Annotated in this window: 17 protein-coding genes and 3 pseudogenes; 2 read left to right on the top strand and 18 right to left on the bottom strand. The window is 49.7% G+C overall.

Annotated elements, in window-relative coordinates; translation table 11 throughout:
- Positions 1-3 precede the first annotated feature (3 nt).
- The 9 genes and pseudogenes from WHJ28_RS00765 to WHJ28_RS00725 form a co-directional block, all read right to left on the bottom strand.
- Entirely contained in the window at positions 4-1,623 is a 1,620-nt protein-coding gene (locus WHJ28_RS00765; RefSeq protein WP_340039150.1) for a restriction endonuclease subunit S, read from the bottom strand.
- Positions 1,623-3,047 carry a class I SAM-dependent DNA methyltransferase gene (locus tag WHJ28_RS00760; protein WP_340039149.1) on the bottom strand — a complete coding sequence of 475 codons (1,425 nt, stop codon included), beginning with the start codon at positions 3,045-3,047 and terminating at the stop codon, positions 1,623-1,625. The genes WHJ28_RS00765 and WHJ28_RS00760 overlap by 1 nt, the downstream gene beginning before the upstream one ends.
- Positions 3,044-3,292, bottom strand: a complete 249-nt coding sequence (locus tag WHJ28_RS00755; protein WP_340039148.1) for a hypothetical protein — start codon at positions 3,290-3,292, stop codon at positions 3,044-3,046. The genes WHJ28_RS00760 and WHJ28_RS00755 overlap by 4 nt, the downstream gene beginning before the upstream one ends.
- Positions 3,289-6,552: a type I restriction-modification system endonuclease gene (hsdR, locus tag WHJ28_RS00750; RefSeq protein ID WP_340039147.1), complete on the bottom strand. Its 3,264-nt coding sequence runs from the start codon at positions 6,550-6,552 to the stop codon at positions 3,289-3,291. The genes WHJ28_RS00755 and hsdR overlap by 4 nt, the downstream gene beginning before the upstream one ends.
- A gap of 72 nt (positions 6,553-6,624) precedes the next feature.
- Positions 6,625-7,617 (bottom strand): restriction endonuclease, encoded by a 993-nt coding sequence (locus WHJ28_RS00745; RefSeq protein WP_340039146.1) that lies wholly within the window; start codon positions 7,615-7,617, stop codon positions 6,625-6,627.
- A 30-nt stretch (positions 7,618-7,647) separates the two neighbouring features.
- On the bottom strand, positions 7,648-8,331 hold the full coding sequence (locus tag WHJ28_RS00740) for a hypothetical protein (RefSeq protein WP_340039145.1): 684 nt from the start codon (positions 8,329-8,331) through the stop codon (positions 7,648-7,650).
- Positions 8,332-8,430: 99 nt separating this feature from the next.
- Positions 8,431-8,925 carry a sigma-70 family RNA polymerase sigma factor gene (locus tag WHJ28_RS00735; protein WP_340039144.1) on the bottom strand — a complete coding sequence of 165 codons (495 nt, stop codon included), beginning with the start codon at positions 8,923-8,925 and terminating at the stop codon, positions 8,431-8,433.
- A 164-nt stretch (positions 8,926-9,089) separates the two neighbouring features.
- Positions 9,090-9,500: pseudogene (locus tag WHJ28_RS00730) on the bottom strand (relaxase/mobilization nuclease domain-containing protein); the annotation flags it as partial.
- The gene (locus tag WHJ28_RS00725) at positions 9,472-9,870 is read right to left on the bottom strand and encodes a plasmid mobilization protein (RefSeq protein WP_002584975.1); all 399 of its coding nucleotides are present in this window, start codon (positions 9,868-9,870) and stop codon (positions 9,472-9,474) included. The pseudogene WHJ28_RS00730 and the gene WHJ28_RS00725, both read right to left, overlap by 29 nt.
- A gap of 478 nt (positions 9,871-10,348) precedes the next feature.
- Between WHJ28_RS00725 and tet(40) the strand changes: the two genes are divergently transcribed.
- Positions 10,349-11,569 (top strand): tetracycline efflux MFS transporter Tet(40), encoded by a 1,221-nt coding sequence (gene tet(40), locus WHJ28_RS00720; protein ID WP_002578914.1) that lies wholly within the window; start codon positions 10,349-10,351, stop codon positions 11,567-11,569.
- Between the two features lie 154 nt (positions 11,570-11,723).
- Here tet(40) and WHJ28_RS00715 read toward each other — a convergent pair.
- The 9 genes and pseudogenes from WHJ28_RS00715 to WHJ28_RS00675 all read right to left on the bottom strand — a co-directional run.
- A pseudogene (locus WHJ28_RS00715) lies at positions 11,724-11,852 on the bottom strand (Maff2 family mobile element protein); the annotation flags it as partial.
- A 215-nt stretch (positions 11,853-12,067) separates the two neighbouring features.
- Positions 12,068-12,313 (bottom strand): annotated as a pseudogene (locus WHJ28_RS00710) (VirD4-like conjugal transfer protein, CD1115 family); the annotation flags it as partial.
- A gap of 83 nt (positions 12,314-12,396) precedes the next feature.
- Complete coding sequence (locus WHJ28_RS00705; RefSeq protein ID WP_340039143.1) at positions 12,397-14,019, bottom strand: SIR2 family protein; 1,623 nt, start codon at positions 14,017-14,019, stop codon at positions 12,397-12,399.
- Between the two features lie 39 nt (positions 14,020-14,058).
- On the bottom strand, positions 14,059-15,726 hold the full coding sequence (locus WHJ28_RS00700) for a recombinase family protein (RefSeq protein ID WP_340039142.1): 1,668 nt from the start codon (positions 15,724-15,726) through the stop codon (positions 14,059-14,061).
- A gap of 75 nt (positions 15,727-15,801) precedes the next feature.
- Entirely contained in the window at positions 15,802-15,966 is a 165-nt protein-coding gene (locus WHJ28_RS00695; RefSeq protein ID WP_172749727.1) for a hypothetical protein, read from the bottom strand.
- Between the two features lie 267 nt (positions 15,967-16,233).
- Positions 16,234-17,526, bottom strand: a complete 1,293-nt coding sequence (locus tag WHJ28_RS00690) for a virulence-associated E family protein (protein WP_340039470.1) — start codon at positions 17,524-17,526, stop codon at positions 16,234-16,236.
- Between the two features lie 148 nt (positions 17,527-17,674).
- Positions 17,675-18,904, bottom strand: a complete 1,230-nt coding sequence (locus WHJ28_RS00685; protein ID WP_340039140.1) for a plasmid recombination protein — start codon at positions 18,902-18,904, stop codon at positions 17,675-17,677.
- Positions 18,905-19,330: 426 nt separating this feature from the next.
- Positions 19,331-19,636, bottom strand: a complete 306-nt coding sequence (locus WHJ28_RS00680) for a molecular chaperone (RefSeq protein WP_340039139.1) — start codon at positions 19,634-19,636, stop codon at positions 19,331-19,333.
- Positions 19,620-19,913, bottom strand: a complete 294-nt coding sequence (locus WHJ28_RS00675; protein ID WP_340039138.1) for a hypothetical protein — start codon at positions 19,911-19,913, stop codon at positions 19,620-19,622. Before WHJ28_RS00675 ends, WHJ28_RS00680 begins: the two co-directional genes overlap by 17 nt.
- A gap of 330 nt (positions 19,914-20,243) precedes the next feature.
- Here WHJ28_RS00675 and WHJ28_RS00670 point away from each other — a divergent pair, with 330 nt between their 5' ends.
- Positions 20,244-21,092 (top strand): helix-turn-helix domain-containing protein, encoded by an 849-nt coding sequence (locus WHJ28_RS00670; RefSeq protein WP_340039137.1) that lies wholly within the window; start codon positions 20,244-20,246, stop codon positions 21,090-21,092.
- The last annotated feature ends 7 nt before the right edge of the window (positions 21,093-21,099 follow it).

The raw sequence follows: 21,099 nt of genomic DNA, 5'->3' as shown, positions 1-21,099 counted from the left end.
ATTTCACCTCACAAACTTATAGTTACCATCAGACTGTTTTTTTATGAGGCCTCTTTGTTCTAAGTTTCGGAGGCTTTCAATTACTTCGAGTTTTCTGGAACTAACCTCCATCAATGTACTAATAGGCAAGATATGAACGTCCTCTTGATAAAATAATCTTATAATTCGGCGCTCCAACTCTGATTTTAGTTCGCTATCAATTTTTCTTGGAATTGCGGCAGATTTAGCTCGATTTTTGGTGTGTGTTTCTGACTTCAAATAACCCTTGAGTAATTCTGCCGCACTCTCATCACTGGGGTCGTTGGTGCCCAATTCGCCCCGGAAGGCGCGGGCGAGGATGGCTTTTTTGATGAGGTCTATCTGCTCCAGCACCCCTTCAGCAGCTTCTTTAGCCTGCTCCTCTTTGGCAAGGAGGTCGCCAAGAATGCGGACGATTTCGGCTTGCTCGTTATCCCCTGCAATAGGAATTTCAAAATCACGCAGTGCGGCAGCATTTATGCTTTCGACAGTTGTTCCGCTTTTCATGCATTTTTCTAATATTTGTTTTTCATTTGCTTTGCACGCCCAGAAAAGGTATTCAAGGTTGATATCATCAGTTGGGACAAGTGCCTTTAGATCCTGATTTACTGTAAAAGGCTTTTTCACCATGCAGACAGGAAAAGTTCTCCGCAGTATCCCACTGCGCATTACAAACAAAACCGCTGGTTCTTCAATATAGTTTGCAGAAGAATTTTCCACACCAAGCATGTTTATGTGCATAAGTGTATCTTCAATTAAATCACTTTTCATGTCTTTAGATGTGACCCATAGTAAGGTGCCATTTTCCCAATATTCAGGATGGCCCATACTGGGTGTACCGCCACCATGCCATGAGCCACATTTTTTTAGCGGTATCCACCTCCAACTTTCCATCCCTACGCCGTGTTTTTTTCTCCACTGGGCGGTGAGTTCGCCGGTGAAGGCTTTGTGGAGGATAGCGGCTTTGCGGGTTTCAAAGCTGTCCAGCGCATCCTGCACCCTTTGCTTGGCCTCGTCCAGCTTGGCGAACAGGCTTTCAATACGATCAACAATGCGTTGCTGCTCAGCCCTTGGTGCCAGTGGAAAAGCCACCTTTTCTAAATCGCTCTTTCTGATTGCAGGCACGGTTGTTGCATTAGTATAATTGTAGAAATCAATTCCAAGACTCCAAAAGTATACATATTTTGTTAAGCATACCTTTGCACAAAAAGACATGAGGTTGTTATCGATACAGCATGCAACCGGATTTATACTTCTTCTATTTATGCGGATTGCCTCACCGATTTTCGCAAATATGACGGAATTCTCAGGAATTAGTGCCGCTTTCAATTTGTTTCGTATTTCTTCATTTACTGTGTTACTGGTATCATATAGGATCCCGTTGGAATCCGAATATTTTAAACTTCCGACCTTATAAAAGGGAATTTTATATTGGGTTAGACCTTGATACTCATTTTTAAAGGCACTTCCAGCCTGGAAATTACCGCAAGCACCCCAGTATGTCCAACACCAATTTTGGGGCAATTTATATGGCCATTCCCAATCTGGCACCAGTGCTTGTTGAAGTCGTTCTTCCGCCGTAAGAGCATTCGTGTTTTGCACCATCAGTCTTGCACCTCCAGCGCACGCAGTTCTTTCACTACGCTCATCAACAGATCTGCAGCCTCTTCCAGATTAGTAGCAGCTTCCTCCGCACTCTCTACCGGATCAGGCAGATCGTTGTAGTCCAGCACCGAGTCATCCCGGATGAGGCCTAGATCCAGGCTGTTGCCCTTTTCCTCGATCTGCTCCCGGGTAAAGATGCTCCACCGCTCGTCCTGCACGGCATGGCGGTCCTTGGCCTCGTAAGCCTTCTCAAAGTCTGCAAAATGCTCGGTTTTCAGTGGGTTGGTCTTGCCAAAGCCTGGCATATTGGTGCGCAGGTCGTAGAACCAGACCTCCTTGGTGTTACCCTTGTTGCTCTTGCCACGGGTGAAGAACAGCACATTGGTTTTGACGCCCTGGGCGTAGAAAATGCCGGTGGGCAGGCGGAGGATGGTGTGCAAATTACACTTGTCCATCAGGTCGCAGCGGATCTTCTCACCATCGCCGTCTGCAAACAGCACATTGTCCGGCAGCACCACAGCGGCCCGGCCGTTTCGCTTCGGCTCGATAGTCAGGCTGCGGTAGATATGCTGGAGGAAGTTCAGCTGCTTGTTGCTGGTGGGGAAAGTGAAGTCGTCCCGGGTTGCACGCTCGCCGCCTTTCTTGGTACCGAACGGCGGATTGGTGAGGACCAGATCGAAGTCGTGGAGTGCCTTGCCCTGGTTGGACAGGGTATCGGCCAGCAAAATCTGACCGTCGATATCGTGCAGCATGGCATTCATCAGGGCCAGGCGATGGGTGTCGTGAACCAGTTCGCAGCCGGTGAAGGCTTCTTCCCGCTCGAATTTGGCCATGTCAGAATCCAGATCGTAAAAATCGTCGGTGTGTTCTTTGACATACCGATGGGCGGCGATCATAAAGCCGAAGGTGCCGCAGGCGGGGTCGTTGCATCGCTCGCCGGGCTGGGGCTTCATCAGCCGGGTCATCACATCAATGAGGACGCGAGGGGTAAAGTACTGACCGGCGCCGGACTTTTTCTCGTTGGCGTTCTTCTCCAGCAGACCTTCGTACAGGTTGCCCAGCCCCTCTTCCCGGGCGGAGTACCAGTCCAGGCCATCAATAGTAGTGATGATCTTTTCCAGGTTCTTGGGCTCGTCGATGTTGGTGGCGGAGCCCTGGTAGATCTCCCGCACCCGGCCAGTGCAGTTCTCGCCCAAATGAGTCAGCAGTTCTTTGTAGAACTTCTTCAGCTCGATGCCGCTTTTGGCAGTAAGCTGGTCCCAGCGGTAGGCAGCGGGAATCTGGCTTTCTGCGCCAGTCTCCTTTGCCATCTTCAAAAACAGAATATAAGTAAGCTCAGTGACATACTGGTGATAGGTGATGCCGTCATCCCGCAGCACATTGCAGAGGTTCCAGAGCTTGGATACGATTTCCTGTGTGGTCATGTGCGGTTTCCTCCGTTATCGATAGCGGCCTGACGCAACACTTCGGCAAGACAAAAGTTCATAGCCGTCTGTTGGTAATCAGAATCCACTTTTCTGGCTGCCTCGCAAAAGTCAGAAATCGCCTTGACCATGTCACAGATATTTTTCTGTTGCTCCAGATTTCTCTGCGCTTCCATCTGTTGAGCCTGGAACTGACTTAAATACTGCGGGTTAAAAATCCTATAAGGATAGGTGTTATAGTTCATGCGCTTCTTCCTCCATCATCGTACAGATATTCGTTGAGTTCCAGCACGATGCTCTCTAACTTGTTCTGGAAAATCCGATCGATCTTCTTGAATCCGCCCTCACTTCTGAAGCGGGTATCCTCATCAAACACATCTATATTGAGTACGGATTCCTCCATGAGGTATTTTTCCATACGGCCAATCCACTTTTGTTCGATGGCGGTAAATTTGTGAGCCTTTTTCAGCTTGTCTACCGCCCGGCGAATACGGGCCTCGTGGCTGATGAGGGTAGAGCCGATAGCATACCGGCGAATCAGACTGATGATGTCCGCCGCCATCTTCTCATTGGTCAGCTCCGATATGGCGGTGTTGAGCTGCTGTGTGGTAAAGCCCTCCCGGTCCAGCGTCAGGCGCAGATCCCTTAAACTTTCCCGGGTCAGCTCCTTCGGCCGGGTGCAGACGATATTCAGCGCCGCGATCTCGTTGAGATGGGTCTTTACATAGTCGGCAAAGGCATCCAGATAATCCTCTGGGCGGCTACCGGCACCATAGCCACGAGTGTGGCTGACCAGTTCATCCGGCGCGTCGGAAATAACCACCGGGCGGCCGCCATTGGCCCGAGTCTCTCCAAGCAGTTGGAAAAGATCCCTATGGGCCAAAATATGGCTTCGGGCCTGCTGGGGCGGTTCCTGCTCCAGTTGCTGAATAAACTGGGTGGGGTCCATGCCGCCGGTCATGCTTATAAAATGCTCCATGGTCTTACTGTCCAGATTCCGCTTCTTCCGCTGAAGTTTGGCGACAATCTGGTCAATCTGGTACTCAATCTGCTTTTCGTCTTCCAGCACCTCGAGTCCGTCCAGAAGTTGTCCAAAGGATGCAGATGGATTGGCTACCACCGGTTTCATGGTATTGACCGCCTCCAAAGATTCATAGACACCGACAGGATCATAAATCTCAAAATGGGTCTTATGGATCTTGGGGCACAGACGGGTGGCACGGCCCAACATCTGCTCAAACAAAATGCGGGATTTCACCCGGCGCAGGAACACCAAATTAGTAATCTCCGGCACATCGATACCGGTAGTCAGCAGGTCCACAGTGACAGCAATGCTGGGGTATCGCTCATTCTTAAAACGCTTGATGGCCTCCTGCACCTTCTTGGGATTGCCGCCGCCCACGCTGCCGGTGATCTTCATAATCGCGTCGTTATCCACGCCATATTCTGAGTAGATATTCTTGAGGATGTCCACGATCATGTCGGCATGTTGGTCATCCACAGCATAGATGAGGGTTTTGCCCTGTTCCTCCGGATTCTCCGGGTCGATGTCTTTGGCGATCTCGGCCAGCACCGCCTCGTTAAAAGGGCGGGTTATGACTTTCTTATTAAACTGCTCCACATCGAAGTTGAGTTCATCGTTCAACAGTTCGCTGTTAGTGATCTCCCCGGTCAACGGGTCGTAGACAGTGACGGTATCGCCAGATTGATAGTGAATGCCCTCATCCCGCAGTTTGGTATGAAGGTCGTGGGGTGCATCATGATCCACCAGATAACCCTCAATAACCGCTTCCCGATAGGTATACTTGAAAACTGGCTGGCCAAAAATCTCGGTAGTCTGGAGAGCAGGGGTAGCGGTCAGAGCAATTTTCACCGCATCGAAATACTCGATCACGCTTCGGTATTTGCTCTGATAGTCCCTCTGATCCCGGTAGAGAAGTTCGGTGTCTCCCATCTCTTTGTCCAAAAGGTAGCCCCGGTGGGCCTCATCTACAATGATTAGGTCATAGTCGCTGACCGCAGGCATGGTTTCTCCGTCATTGTACAGGATGCGTTTTACCATTCCCTGTACGGTGGCCACCTGGATGCGGGTCTCACGCTCGATTTCTTTGTCTTCCAGTCCCTTGATGTTATAAATGTCGGCCAGGGGCATCAGATCTTCCAGTTTGACCTCCTTGAATACATCCAATGCCTGCTCCCCCAGAGCGGTGCGGTCCACCAGGAACAGAATTCGTTTGAAACGACCTGTTTTCAAGAAGCGGTAAATCATGCCCAGTACCGTCCGGGTTTTTCCGGTACCGGTTGCCATAGCCAACAGAGCAGTGTTTTTCCCGTCCATGATGGCCTGTTCCGCAGCCTGAATAGCCCGTAACTGATAATCGCGAAGATTCAGGCCATCCTTATCCCGCAGCAGATCAAAGGGCATCTGTTCCAGCGCGCGATTGCCGGCGTTGATGTCCTTGCCCAACATATCCAACAGGTTTTCTGGGCTCATCCACCCACGAAGAGGTTTACCAACATTGGAGGGCTGTCGCAGATCCAGAAACCAGATGCCTGACTTTGTTTTATACTGTTCCAAGTACGGTCTACCATTGGTCGCAAAGGTAAACGGCACCTTATAATTTCCCCACATTCCAACCTGGTACTGCGCATCTGTAGCGCGGATGTTGCGCGGGTAGTCCTTCCCTTGATAATCCAACACAGAAGGAATATCCTTGTGTTCCGCTTTCGCCTCAATGATACCGACAAATTGCAGGCCAATAAAAAGGGCATAATCAGCGCGGCCATGATTTCCTACGGTGGAATCAGTAGGCCATTCGGCAATCGCAAGATTATGGCCCTTGGTGGGACGAGTTCCCTTGGAAAAACGCAGATTTTCTGTGTCAGCTTCCCAACCCACCTGCCGAAGCTGCTGGTCGATGATGTAGCGTGTTTCTGCTTCGGTTTTTTGACGCTGACTGGCCGTCAGACTGGCCCGCTTGCGGCGGCTATCTTTGGAAATAGCTTCAGCCTGTGCAGCTTTTTCCTCGGCCTCCTGGGTCAAGCGGGTTTCGGTTTGTTCTTCCGTTGCCTTGTCCATGGCCTTTGCCTGCTGCGGAGCAGGCATCACGAATTCATGGTGCTGATAATTCCAGTCGCCATAGGTCTGCATGAACCATTCACACAGACTATGCGCCATAGGCAGGAGGGCCTTTCCATCTGCCACAGAAGCATAATTCTCGTGAACCGCCTTATTGCGCACCTTGCGCAGGGCATGCAAAATATCTACCAAATCCTGTGTCAGCAAGCCCTCACGGTAGAGGGTGTCGACCCGCTTTACCGCTGTATTATCGGCTGGAAGCGCAATCCGGTCGTATGTAAACATTAGGTTAACGATAGTTTCGCCAATCATCCCCAACTTCATCAAGCAGGAGTTGGAATCGCTGTAACAGTATTCTTCTGCTAACCGTCCAAAATTAGCAAGGACGGGAAACTCCTGCTCCAAAAAGCTGAAATTACTGCTCATGTTCTTCCTCCATTCTCAAGGTAATGGGAAATATGCAAATTATTCTGCTCCCGATGTCGAAATATAATTTATTTATTCTTCTTCCGGAACTGGAATATATACCATCTTTAGGGGGATCATTTTGCGATATTTCTCGCTTAGTTGGTCATAGTATTTCAAAACCAAATCGATAAGTTCACTACCATTGATTCCACGAATGATGGGGGTGTTTTGCAAATATCGTTCCGCATTTTTGGTATAGTTGGAAAGCGTGACAAAAAGGCCGTAATCGCCCTCGCGCATTGCACCTTTCAAGGACTGGATGGTAGTTTCTTTGATATCCCCATCTTGGCTCTTGACCTGAACCACAATTCGCGGCGGCAGTTCGTCCTTATATGCTGTGATGTCTACTCCACTGTCCCCACCCTGGGGCGAAACCGTGCAGCGATACCCCATGGCACGGAGTAAATCCGCGACGAATCCCTCCATGGCATACCCTTTCAGGTTTTTACTGAGTTCTTTCAGTACGAAGTCCTTTGTGTTTTCTATAATATCTTCCGCTGTTGCTGCAACTGTTTCGTCTGGCTCTGTTGTAACGGAAGTCCCATGAAATCCCTTATCCAATGCATTCAGAAACTCATCGGCATAATTTTTGATTGCAAAGAAAGAAAGGGCGGAACCCACTTCATAAAGAGCCCCTTGCGAGAAAGCCGTTCGGGGCAGATGTTTGATCCATCTGACCTTGCGCTGCTGTACATATTCTACAGCATCTGGCACATAGATGAAATCACTTTCTACTACGCCTAAATTAATTTTTCGATCCATTTTGGAGGGAAAGACCACATAATCTCCAACTTTTACCTCACAAGAAAAGCGATACAACATCCCTGCACTGGTTGCAACAGAACCTTTCTTGGCATTGGGATAGCTTTTCAGATAGTGTTCCTTATATGCATCCCTTGTAGGGGGCAATTTACTGCAATCGCCGAATTCCTTCCAACCAATTGCTATTACATTTTGGGTCAGAAACAAGGTATCATCCATTGTATGAATGCCCCAAATGCGTTTTTCCTCCATAGTGGCCATTATCAATTCGACCTCCATACTACTTTATACTTAGTCCTTTTCGCGTTCGCGGAAAAGTTTCACATTATAGTAATTCCGGCATTTGGTACCGCAGAATTCGCTCTTGGCGTGGGTGTTGTAGTACACCTTCCCGCAGTTCTTACAGACTTTCAGAGTTGGTTTATCGCTGGTAATCAGCGCGGCGTAAGTGAAGTGCAGCACCGCTTTCATGCTCTCAACCTGCCACACCAGTTGAGGAGACTGCCCACCAGTCAGTTGGTATTTTAACTCTCCGGATAGATCCAGCACCTTTTGATTTGGCGTTGCGGTCAGTTCACCGCGTACAGCGAGAAAGTGCTGGTAAAGTTTTACGAAACTCTCCTGAAACCACCCCAGGTCTTCACCGTATTCCCGGCTGTTTAAGGGGCGCAAGGAGGGCGGAGCGGCGGGGTCAGTGGAGTAGGTGTCGCTATCTGTCTCCAGCCCTAAAAGCCCGTGACGGGCCGCAAAAGCGGCACACAGGCGGTTTTTGTCCGGTGCTCCCAAACATAGTTGCCGTCCCAGTTCCAGAGCATCGGCTACCATGGTTTCTGGCTGTTCCGCGCAGTTGTAGGTCAGGGCAGTACCGGCTTTGGCGGGGACTAAATATTCAATACCTTCCCAGTCCGTCACCTCATAATCCGACCACCGGGTCCACATGACATTCAGGTTGGGAAACATGGCTTTCAGTTCCATGGTTATTCCTCCGTTGTAATACTTGTAATCAATATATCATCTTTCGTTTTGGGGTGCAAGCAAGCACCCCGTTTTCTTTTTGTTAAGGTGTAAGTACAATCAGAGATCTTCTGGTTTCTGCTGGCCGGTAACCAGAAAGCGAATCTTCTCCAGCGCCTTCTGCCGCTGCTTGGTGATGTTCCGGGTGGTACACCCCATCTGTTTGGCGATGTCCTTGGTTGGGATACCAAAGACGATATTCAACCTCAAAATCTCCTGCTGCTGGGGCGTCAGTTCCCGCATGGCCCCGCTGACGGGATACTCCGCCACCAGATTGGGCAGATCCCCTGCCTGCTGTGAAAAGATGATGTCCAGCCAGTCATCCTCTTCATACAGTTTCAGACTTTCGGGAATCTGGTAGTGGCCATCTGCACTGATCCCTCCGTTCAAACAGGATAGATCAAAATCATCCCTGCGATCCTCGTGCCTGCGGTCATTGTTTTTGTCGTAGTCATCCAACGCCTGCACCACTCCATCCCAATCTCCCTGCTGGGCCAGCGCCTGTAATCGCTGCTCCAATCGCTCTTCCTTCAGGTCCCACATGGTCTTCTTCAAGTTTCTCACCTCCCTGGTTCCGTTTTTGGCCGTCTCACCGTCTATATAATAGGCGGTGTAATTTATGTAATTATTATAATCAATTACAAATAAAAGTCAAGGGGGTGTGACCATGACCAGAGAAGAAAAAGGAGCGACACGTTACCGGGCAATGTTCCGGCATTATGCACATGAATGTTGCCGCTGTGGTTATGCCCGTCCGGGTGGGTGCAGACAAGGGCTTGGTGGCCGGGGAAATGTTCTTTACAGAATTGCTCCCCCAACGCCTGCGCCCGGTCTACGGTCAGGCCGTTGTCCGGCCCGTCCCGCGGGTCAAAGCTGATGATGTAGTGGTGGCTTTTCACATCTTCCCGCCGCTGGTTTTTCTCATAGCGGAGATTGGCCCGCATACACGCAACGGCAAAATCCTCCCCGCCGCAGTTCAGCGTAGACAGCCGGTAGTCCTCGCGGGGGATAAGCCTGCCGGTTTCATCAAGGACGGGCTTCATGGTAAATTCGTCATGCTCAAAGAGCAGGTATTGTTCGGCGGCTCCGTAGTCGGCGTTTTTAGAGTTGATATGTTTGAGTGTTGCCAACCGCGTCACCTACTTTCTTTAAGACTTCATACTTGAGGGCGGCAAGGTCGGCTATGGCGGCGCGTACCTCGCCGGACAACGCATGATAGGGCGCGCCGTACTCGTTCAGATACCGGGCAATCTGGTTGAGGTTGCCGCCGATCCTGCCGTACTCGGCTGCGAGCTTCCCGACAGCGGAGAGCAGTTCGTCATTGACCGACGACACATGGAGTACGGGGCGTATGGTGGTACGCCGGATCGCCTGCCGGAGAAATTCCGACTGGCTGATACCATAGGGCGCAAGCCGCGCTGTGAAGTCGGCGTATTCATCTTCGGTCAGCCGGGTTTTCACAACGCGGCTGCGGTGGGGTGTGTTGTATTTTTTTCGCATGGTCGTGACCTCCTTTCTTGCCGCATGAGCGCGGCGGGGATAAGCGGCGCAAGCCGCATAGCAGGGTTTGGGGAAGGCACTCCCCAACAATTTTCCCGCGAGGGGCAAAACCGCAGAATTGCGGATTTTGGCACCGTGGTAGAAACTTGCTCTCGCTCTCGCTCTCGCTCTCGCTCTCGCTCTCGCTCTCGCTCTCGCTCTCGCTCTCGCTCTCGCTTCTCTTTACATTGACAACACAAAGCCCATTTGCTATAATATCGCGAAGAAGAACAGCCATGTTGTTCTAATTTCAGTATCGGAGGTATTCATATGGCAAACTGCAAAAACAGAAACAAGTCTTTTAACGGCGCTTTGGGCACTTTAGGAGGCCTTTTCTAAAATCACTGTTAGAAAGGGCTGAGAAGTTTGCCCTTCCTGCGCGGCAGTCGGGCTTGTTTCACAAAACAACCCACTAATTCGTAAAGGAGAATGTAACTTCATGTTTGCTAAAAATTCAAAGGCATATTCTGTCTACCTGCTGTTCCGATTTGTCTTTTCCCTGGCGGTTTCTATGTCCACAGTGCTTTCCATCGTGTACCACCTGGAGGTGGTGCAGCTGGATGCTTTCCAGCTTGTCCTGGTAGGGACGGTTCTGGAGACCTCCTGCTTTCTGTTCGAGATACCCACCGGTGTGGTGGCGGATTTGTATAGCCGTCGGCGCTCGGTGCTGATTGGAATGTTCCTCTACGGCCTGGGCTTTCTGATGGAGGGTGCGCTACCGTGGTTCGCGCCGGTTCTGCTGGCCCAGGTTGTCTGGGGTTGCGGTGATACCTTCATCACCGGCGCTCTGGAGGCGTGGATTGCCTCGGAGGAAGAGGACAAACCCATAGACAAGGTGTTCCTGCGGGGCAGTCAAATGGGGCAAATCGGCGGCGTTCTGGGCGTGGTGCTGGGCACACTGCTGGGAAACATAAACCTGCAAATGCCTGTCATCTTGGGGGGCAGTTTGTGCTTGTTGTTGGGGCTGGTGTTGGTTCGCATCATGCCAGAAACCAACTTCTCCCCTGCTATTGAGGAACGGCAGGGCTTGCTTAAAGACTTTGTCTGCCTGTTCAAGCTCAACCTGGGCTTTGTGAAAGGCGCACCTGTGTTGCTGGCGCTCTTAGCAATCACACTATGCGGGGGACTTGCCAGTGAAGGCTTTGACCGGCTCTCCACCGCTCATTTTCTGGATGACACGGTAATACCCGTTATCGGGCCGCTGAACAGCGTCACTTGGTTCGGTGTTATCAGTCTTATCGGCAGCGGCTTAGGTATTCTGGCTTCTCAGTTGCTCATCGCCCGCATGGAGAAAAAAGGGACTGTCAGCCGAACCAGTGTGGTCATGTCCACCAGCGCCGGGTATATCCTGTGCCTGGTTCTCTTCGCGGTGGGGCGGAGCTTTTGGTTCATGTTGTTGGTGTTCCTGCTGGCGGGGCTTATGCGCACCATCAAGGAGCCTGTGCTGGCCGCCTGGATGAACGACCATGTGGATGAGAAAATGCGCGCCACAGTCTTTTCCACCAGCGGACAGCTGGACTCTTTCGGGCAGATCATCGGCGGGCCTATTGTGGGGCTGGTAGCCCAGCAGGTGTCCATACCCTGGGGGCTGGTCTGTACCGCTTTCCTGCTGTTGCCCGCGCTGTTCTTAGTGCCGGTGGCGGGAAAGAAGCGGGATTGATATGGCATAGTTAAGTTTACTGACGAGCGGGAGATTACTTCCGCTCGTCTTCATTTAGTAGCGCAAAATTTGAGGACTCTTTATTTCCTTATTCGGTATAGCGGAGGCGGCTGTCAATTCGACATAATTTTCTTGTGATACTTTACCGTACATGAGCATTCGCACCGGGGTTGTCGTTGCCGTAACCTTCCAGCAGGTTGATGACACCCCAGATGCCGAGACCAGCGCCCAGAGCGATAACGAGGGTCTGAAGAACGGTGATAGCCTGATTGAAAAATGCCATAAATTATAGTTAGCCGGAATCATTTGAAAAGTTTGATTTAGTCATTCATAGGCATACAAAAGCCGGAACAATCTGCCGCCCGGTTTCCGGGGGTTGATTCCGGCTGTCCTCCTTTTTTCATTATTTTTTGGTGATTGTCCGCTTTGTACGCCAATGGCCCCAAAGGGGCGGTTGAGGCGGGTAGATACGATCACTCCTTTCACAGCGGAACAGATTTACGCACCCTCCGCGTCTACTTCGTACACATCGTAGACTTCATTGGGCTTGAGTTTCAGCCGAGTAGACAGAAACGCCTCAATGTCAAAGGCGTTTTTGGGGTCCGCATCGGCTGTGTATTTGAAATTGGGGTGCTTGGTGATGTCGTACTTGTCCGAGAGGAAAGGACGCACACCACGCAGCTGGAGGATGCACTTGCCACCGTCCATGACGGCCAGTTCATCCTGGCTCATAAGCTCTTTGCCACAATGTCAAGTGATGAATTCAAAATTGGATAAAAAAATAGATCCTCCTCAGTTAAGAGAAGGATCTATATAACAGTATTCTATTAGCTCACATTTGAATCGTCTGATAATTCTGCTATTCTTTGTTTTGCGGGTGTTGAATAAACGAGAATATCCCAAAGGGTGATGCACTTTTTGAAATTTGATCTTGATTGATGGCCTTTACCGGTTATAGACAGCAAGGCAGGTTCATCTTCTAGCGCCAATTTTATAAATTGCAACAAATCATCCGGATTTATCTTGCTAAAATCACTTGTAAAAATAGTTGAAATTGTTTTGCTCAACCCATACTGCCTATAATAATCAACTACACAAGGAAGGCGAGTATATCCTCTTTTTTTAATGGACTCCTTTTGAGCAAATGAGAGCAAATCTTTACTGGTTTTGTCCAAAGAGAATTTTACTTTATCATTTATGCAGTCGATTGATTGACAGCGGCTGACAAATTGTCTTACAGGCCAAATTGTGCGTCCATTATACAAATAAGGAATTGCCTCCTTCAAAATCATGTCATCGTCATACTGCAAATCCGATTGACCTATGGCATATAGATACAATTCCTCTGCCTTTATTCCTCTATAGCCGACTTTTCCGAATTTACCATAAACCCCAACACCAACGACAAAATCAATATCTTGACTATCGTCTTCAATATTTGTAGCAACATATAATTTTTCTGTAGGCTTATTTGTTTTTACCAATTCATACAGCTGACTTTTTATACGGCGAAGAGCTTTTACATCGTATTTCACCGTATTATCTAAAATGGCTGAATATAATATGGAGTAATCAAACAGTTTAATATTCTCCATAATTATCGTTTTTCCGTTATCAAAGTCGAACTGTCTTTCGCTGATTCCTTCTTCTGGGTCTTCTGTCCACTCGATAAAAATCAGTCTCTTTTTCAACTGCTCCAATTGGCTGTTTTCAAGGCACTCTGAAATAGAACGCAATATGCGGCGAATATTGGGATCGCTAACACTATATCCAAGGAAAATAATAGGGCGCTCTAAGAAAAGAGTTAGTATTTTTGAACTTAAATATGCACTTTTACGAACAAACAAGTCATAATCATGTGAGTTAATTACTATAGAATCCGGCTTTGAACAACACCCATGTATCTTGTATATTTCTGCAACTTCATAAATTGTAGAAAACAGCAATTCATTTTGGCCAATGTACGGTTGAAAATGGTCTTTCCCAAAATTGTTTTCAAGAAATAGGTCATAATTAGTAGTAATAATACAACTGATATTTTTATTGCCAATTTCCCTGAATAGCGTTATCTCATCAGAATATTTTTCCTGAATTGCCTCACTTTTTTCTTTGAAATAATCTGCAATACAAAACTTAAACGGAGAAACTTTTGCAGCAATATCTTCAGCATGAGTTTTTCGATTTTCGGCATATTTATCCTCTGTAAAAAAGGCATCATTAAAATCAGCCTCTATATAATCTGCGATTTTAGGATAAATCATATCCGGGCACTCTCTGCATTCTCGCTCGGCCTTGCTATAATAATATTCATACGGTGATTTGACACAATATAGCCGTAAGAGACCTTCCCAGTTAGGAAGCCCTAAGTATCTTCGTGTGAGTCCAGATCCAACAAAAAGAACTGGTAGTGCAGGTGCATTAGACAACATCTGAATAATTTCATCTCTCATATTAACTTCTCCTAATCCACTTTACAATGTCAAGATTTCTCAACGGTCAGTTCTAACAGGTTCATTCACTGGGATTTCCCCAACAAAGTTGTAGACAATCTTGACTTTCTGAATCTTCTGTCCGTCTATCTTTTTGACCTCACCCACCAGAATCCGGCTGATCAGCCGATTCAGCACCGCTTCATCCAATTCCTGTATGGTGGCATACTGCCGAATCTCTCGGATAAAGGTGCGGACTTCACTTTCCTGAGCGTCAGACTGCTGAAGCATTCGCATCAGTTCCTGCAACCGGCGCTGATTTTCTTCCTGCTCCTGCTCCATAGCGGCGGTCAGCTTCACAAACCGCTGCTCAGAGAGTACACCTTTGGTCTTGTCAGTGTAAAGACTCAGGAACATATCATCGATTTCCCGGTTTCTGGCTTCCAGACGCTCACGCTCTTTCTGCATCTCGGAAGCATCCGCCATATACCGGCGCTCCATCCGGCTGCTCAACCGCTGATAAAAGGCATCTGCATCTTTGAGCGCCATCGCTGCCAGTTCCTGAATATCCTTCAGAACGAGATTATACAAATCCCTGGCTTCGATTTTATGGCTGGTGCAGGCGTTTTTGCCCAGCCGGTTATAGGTCTGACAGATATAATACGCCTTGTCAATCGGCTCCCGCATCTCGCCGGTAAAGCGGTTTTTGCCAGTTCTGCCAACCTTCTCATACCGCACCTGCATAGATTTCCCACAGGTGGCGCAGTAGATAATACCGTGGAACAGGTTGTAGAAGGGGCAGGCATTGCCTTTCATAATAGGCGGCCTGCGATCCACGATTGCCTGCACCTGTTCCCATTCCTCCGGCGTCACAATCGCCTCATGACAGTCCTCAATGATTTCCCAGTCCTCGCGGGGAATGATGTCATAGGTGTTGGAGCGAATCCCTTTCTGGTGTGTCCGGCAAACCAGATGAGCGCCCTTATAAAAGGGGTTACGCAGGATATGGCTGATTCTTGCGCCGCCCCAAGCATAGTAGTTGACATCGCAGGCGGTATTTCCTTTTACTCTGGTGATGGGAACCTTGTCCTCCATCAGCTGCTTGGCAATCCGCATACAGCCCCAGCCATCCAGTGCCAGGTCATAGATTTTGCGAATCACCGGCGCAGTCTCCGGGTCAAGGATCAAATGCCCCCGATCCTCCGGGTCACGCATCAGCCCCAGGGGAGGCTGTCCGCCACAGAACTTTCCCTGCCGGGAACGGGTCATACGCCCCGCCAGCACTTTCTTGGAAATATCCCGGCTATACATATCGTTCAGGATATTCTTGAACGGCGTGATGTCCATTTCCTGACGGGTCAAACTGTCCACGCCATCTGTAATAGCGATATAGCGGACATTGTGTTTAGGGAAGAAGATTTCAATATAGCTGCCGGCTTCGATATAATTTCTTCCCAGTCTGGACAGGTCTTTGGTAATGACACAGCCAATTTTACCGGCCTCAATATCGGCAATCATACGCTGAAAAGCGGGACGATTAAAATTACGGCCCGTGTAACCATCATCCACATAATACTCATACTGAAACATGCCATTTTTCTCGGCAAATTCCTTGAGCATAAGTTTCTGATTGCTGATACTCATACTCTCGTTATCGCCGCCATCGTCCAGAGAAATACGGCAATAGAGGGCTGTGATTTTCTGATTGACTTGTTTTTTCCTGCTCATAGTAATCTCCTTCTATGAACAGGGACACGATATACATATTATACCATGCCCCTGTTTTTCCTTCAACCAATTCCCTCAGCTTGCCTTGCGTTCCAGCCATTCTTCAAAGTGTTCGCAGGTTTGCCGTTCAATGAGCTGTTCAAAGGCTTCCTGCATGGTTTTATCACCTGAAAACTCCCGTATCACGATAAACTTCACTTTTTTGCTCAGCTTGTTTTCTTGCTTTTGGGTTTTCTCCATAGGCTACCTCCATAGATCAGAAAGGCCAGGCAAAGGGAGCCTGCAACGAAGTCCGGCAACAGACCTCGAAAAACCTGCAACCTATCGTCTGACCATCGTTTCTTACTTTTCAAATTTTCTTGTGAAATCTCGTTGCTTTCGTTGTCAGAGAACAAATACCCGCCCAAAAGTCTTGCTTTACGGGTATTTATCGTATCTAAACACCCACTTTTTCGGCAACAAAGTCAGCAACCAGCCGACAACCTACTGGGCAACAAGCCCCGTAAATCAGGCAATCCACTCCTTTGGCAGCTCCAGTTGACGGATTTCTTCCTCGCTCAGCTCTACAAATCCACCTTCGTTGTCGGGCGGTTCGTTGTCGGAAATCTCCCGTTCCCAACCCCGCTGCCGACCATAGCCCGCAAACATTCGGGGATTGGAGAAGGGCTTCCAGCCCGTCACCACTGTGTTCATGATCTCGTTGATGTTGTGCAGCTGCCAACGCTTCGGCTCCTCAAAGGCGTGTCCCAACGCTTCCTTGAACAGCTGCTTGGAGCAGACCACATTGCCGGTGTAGTGTTCCAGAAAGCCCTGGATCTGCCCGGCCTCGGTATCCTCCGGCATGAAGTCCTTCTGAACCTCCACCAGCTGCTTCTGAATCTCCTTTGAAAACTTCATGGAATACTCTCCACTGCGGTAAATGGTCATAGCCTCCGCCCATACCTGCAACAGATATTCCCTGGAAGCGGCTTCGTCCTCCAGAATGTGAACCTCCGCTTTCTCCGGGTCAATCATCACTGGCAGGAACCGGCGGTTTCCGGCCCGGTCAAGGGGTAGGAAATCCAGCGTGTTGGAGGAACCACCGAACACACACTGCCGCAGACGGTCTTTGGGCTGGGTCTCATAGGGGGTGCGGTAGGTTTCCTTTTGGCGACTGATAAAGGAGCGGATCTCCTCAATGCTCTTGGCGTTGCTGGTGGCCAGCATCTCAGACATCTCGATGATCCAGTGGCCTTGCAACTTGGCAAACACCTTGTCATCATCCAGCTTTTTCAGGTCATCAGAGAACCACTCATCCTGTATAGCCAGGAAGCGAAAGAAGGTAGACTTTCCGGCTCCCTGGCCGCCCACCAGACAGAGCAGTTCCTCATACTTGGAACCAGGATGGAACACCCGGCGGATGGCTCCCAACAGAAAGTGTTTGAGCATTTCTTCCACATAGTTGCCCTCATTCGCCCCCAGAAAGTGATGCAGGCAGGAGCGTATCCGGGGTATGCCGTCCCAAACCAAGCCATTCAACACATCCTGAATGGGGTGATAGCAATTTTCGTTTGCTACGATAGAGAGCGCCGCCATCAGCTTCTTTTCACTGGTCAGGCAATAGTTCTGCTCAAAGTAAAGGAGCAGATATTTGACATCGGTATCGGTCAAGGCGCTGGTGCTTCTGCGCCAGCCCAGATCCCGCACAATGTCCACACGGTCGGTCAGCAGATTCAGCCGGATTGCTCTCCGTAAAAGCGGATCTTGGCAAAACACCGTGCGGCAATTTCCAATGGTATTGGCCGGTTGTCCTTTTTCCATCGTGGAAAGGCTTTCCCGCACTTCAGCAACGGTCAATTCCTCACTTTCGGCCTGCCGAGTGACAGGCACTAAACTCTGAGTTTCGCTGTTCAATGTTTCTCACCTCCTCAAGGAAAAGGCACCTGATTTGTATGCAAAATCAGATGCCTTACCGATCCATATCCTGTTTTCGCTGCCGTTGCTTTTTCCGCTTTTCCTCCCGCTGGGTGCTATCCTGTTTGGCCCTGTGCAGAAAATCCAAAAGGGATTCTTTGGCCTTTCCCTGAATCTGCTGTTTGCCAGCCTGCTTGACCTCCGGCTGCATCAGCTTCTTCTGGATTTTTGTCAGCGCAGACTGCATGGCATTTTTGATTTTGGAGATCACTCCATCCAGCCGGGCAGCGGCATACTCACGCTCTTTTTGCGGTGTTTTCCGTTCCGGCGATAGTACCCAGTTTTTCGTTTCTTCCACCAACCGGAGGTCCTCCTTGTGGGTCTCCTGCCGAACGGTGTCAGTGACAACTTCCACCGCCTTGTCATAGGCAATATCCGAAACTTCCCCCACCAGTGTTTCCACATCCTCGATTTTCAGGGTCAGCTCCTCCAGCTTCTGTTCCTGGGCGGCCAACTGCTCCTTTTGCTTCATCAGGATATAGTCCTGTTTCTCCAGATACGCCCGCCCACCATAGGACGGCTCCTGCTCCAAATGCACCCCATGTTTGCGGCTGATGTCAAAGAGCAGCGTGCGGCATACTGCATCAAAGGTTTGTTTTCGATTGTTGTGTTTGCCCTTGGGCTTACTCGGATCAGGCAATTCAAAGCCCAGTTCCTCCAGCGCTTTTTCCTGCTGGGGGCACAACTCCCCATACCGGTTTTTGCAGTCAAACACATGGCGCTCGTGGATGTGAGGCGTACCCTCATCCAGATGCAGCGCCCAGTCCAGAATGTGGATATGGGAACCAAAGCGCCGTTCAAACTCCTCGTAAAATTCGCTGACAATGAGTGCCAGAGTACCCGCTGGAACGGATTCTTCCATGGTGCCGATCTGGTAAATGCTTTCCTCTGGGCAGGTCTTGTTGTTTTTCAAAAGATCTTCTACCGTGCGGTTGCGCTCAGTGTGCCGGGTTTTCTCGTTTCGGGCATTCTGGGCATCTACATGGTCGGAGTAATGCTCGTAGTAATACATCCGCTCAATTTCTTCAAAGCTGAAATCTGGCTGTTCCGGGTTCTCCCGAAGTTCTGGGGTAGTGAAACCACGGTAGCAGTCCCAGTACACATTTTTTCTGGCTCGCTGGGCATCAATGTGTTCGCTGTTCTCCATATCAAACCGGCGGTCATTGTGCCGGGGATTATAGGTGCCATGCTTACCGGAGCGTCCGTTGTGCCGTGTCAGTTTCAATTTTCATCCCTCCATTCTCCATTGATTTTTCCAGAAGGGGAGCAGCGGCGAAGCCGCCAAACCTGCGGATTTCTGCGTCAGGTAATACCCAGTACGAATTGACGCAAGGCATCAACTCTCCCTGGGCAAAGCGTTTCACCCTTGACCCGATGGGGCTGGCTGCCCTCAACCCGCCAATGGGCCTTGCCCCTTGACCCCAACAGGGCGCTGCGCCCCTGTACCCAACACAAAGGGCTTGCCGCCCTCTGTACTCCTGCCCGGAGAAGCTGACTTCCAACACTTGTGCGGTTTCTGTCAGCTTCTCCGGCTCTGAATGCTCCCTTTGTCGTATTTCCCGAAAAGGGGGAATGCTGGGGTATCACGATACCAATTCACCGCAAAAATACCGGGTACAGACCCGCCATTTTCCTGTGAATTGACCCGGTTTCAGGCGCTCTCCTTGTCCGTCCGCAAGACCTGAAATCCGTGCTGTTTGGCGTACTCTCTGGCAGCAGTCAGCCTTTCTTCGCTGTACGGCGGCACCAGACGGATGGACAGTCGGGACTTGTCCATCACATAGGTCACGCTGCCCTCAGTGGTGCTGCGCTCCAACCGGCACAGCTGGGGATACTTGCGGCTGAACTCGGCCAACCTGCGCTTCAGATCGGCGTTGAAGGTGTAGATACTGGCGGTGTCCTCCGCCTCGTTCCAGTTGATGATGGTTTCTTTCTCATACTTAGACAGCTTCGTCATACAAATCCTCCTCATAGTCGGTGTTTTCCTTTAACAAACGCAGGCGGCGCTTGGCACGGTAGTACTCGTCCATCTCCGCACGGAGCTGATGATAAAAGCCGGTGTACCAGCTTTCTGCTATCTCCGTTTCCATCTTCCGGGCCAGCTCCAGCATCCGGTGCTTGGCCTGCGGGTCAACGGTCAGGGCGGTCAACCATTTCAGCCATGTCACCGTGTTGTGGTGGTTGGGACAGGCAAAGTCGTACAGCACTTTCTTTTCTCGGATACTCAACTTCATAAAAATCAACCTCCTAAAAGTTTATTTTCCATGTGTTAGTTGCCGGTTTGCCTGCAATCGCTCCTGCCCGGATTTTCCCCGGCGTATTGTCCTTCTTGGTGCGCTCCTGTCATGGCGTCACTTCCCCAAAGGTCATACCCCTTGCAGCCGGTCATTCAATTTTAAGGTTCTGTGTCTCCTGACAAAACTCATTTTACCGAAAAAACAGGCCCCCTCCCGTATGTCCAAAACGATGGAAAACGGTTTGAAATCAGCATATTTCCACGCTTATGGAATCATGGTATAATGGTTGAAAACGGCAGGATTTTCCTAATGAGAGGGGGAATTTGGATGCATACAAAGCTGTCGATCCCGGAGCGGTTAAAAGACTTGCGGGTGGTAGATAAGCACCTGACGCTGGAGCAGCTGGCCGAGCAAACCGGGCTTTCCAAATCTGCTCTCAGCAAATATGAAAGCGACGACTATAAGGACATCAGCCCCTTTGCCATCGCTACGCTGGCGGAATTTTATGGGGTATCCACCGATTACCTGATGGGGTTGTCGGAAAACAAAAATCACCCAAACACAGAGCTTCAGGCTCTGCATTTGAGTGATGATATGGTTACATTATTGTGCAGTGGGAAAATCAACAACCGGCTGCTGTGTGAGATTGCCACGCATGAAAACTTCCAGCGGCTGATGACGGATATTGAGATTTTCGTTGACCGGATCGCTGATATGCGAATTGCCCAGATGAATCTGGTGCTGGAGGCCACTCGGCAGGAAGTGATCCGCAGCCATGCTCCGGGTGAGAACGACCTTTATGTCCGCACGCTGGAGCTGGGGCAAGTACAGGAGAGTGATTTTTTCAGCCACACAATTCATGATGATCTGGACAGTATCGTTCAGGATATTCGTCAGGCCCATGTCACCGACCGCACGACCGCCGATCCACAACCGACTTTCACGGAGGTCAAGGAAAAGTTTGACCGTGCCATGCAGCTGGGCAGTAATGAGGAACGGGTGATTCATGAGTTCTGTGACCAGATGCAGATTCCCTTTGATAAGATTGCGTCCGAGGATTTCTCGGCGTTTATGCGGATACTGAGCCTGTCCAAGCTGCTGAAAAATCCCAACAATATGAGGGGAAAGGCCCGTCCACATACATACCATGGGACAAAGAAGAAAAAGCGCAAGTAAAAAGGAA

The organism is Flavonifractor porci (genome assembly GCF_037572415.1).
Classification (GTDB): Bacteria; Bacillota; Clostridia; order Oscillospirales; family Oscillospiraceae; genus Flavonifractor; species Flavonifractor porci.
This window is presented reverse-complemented; position numbering and strand designations above follow the sequence as displayed.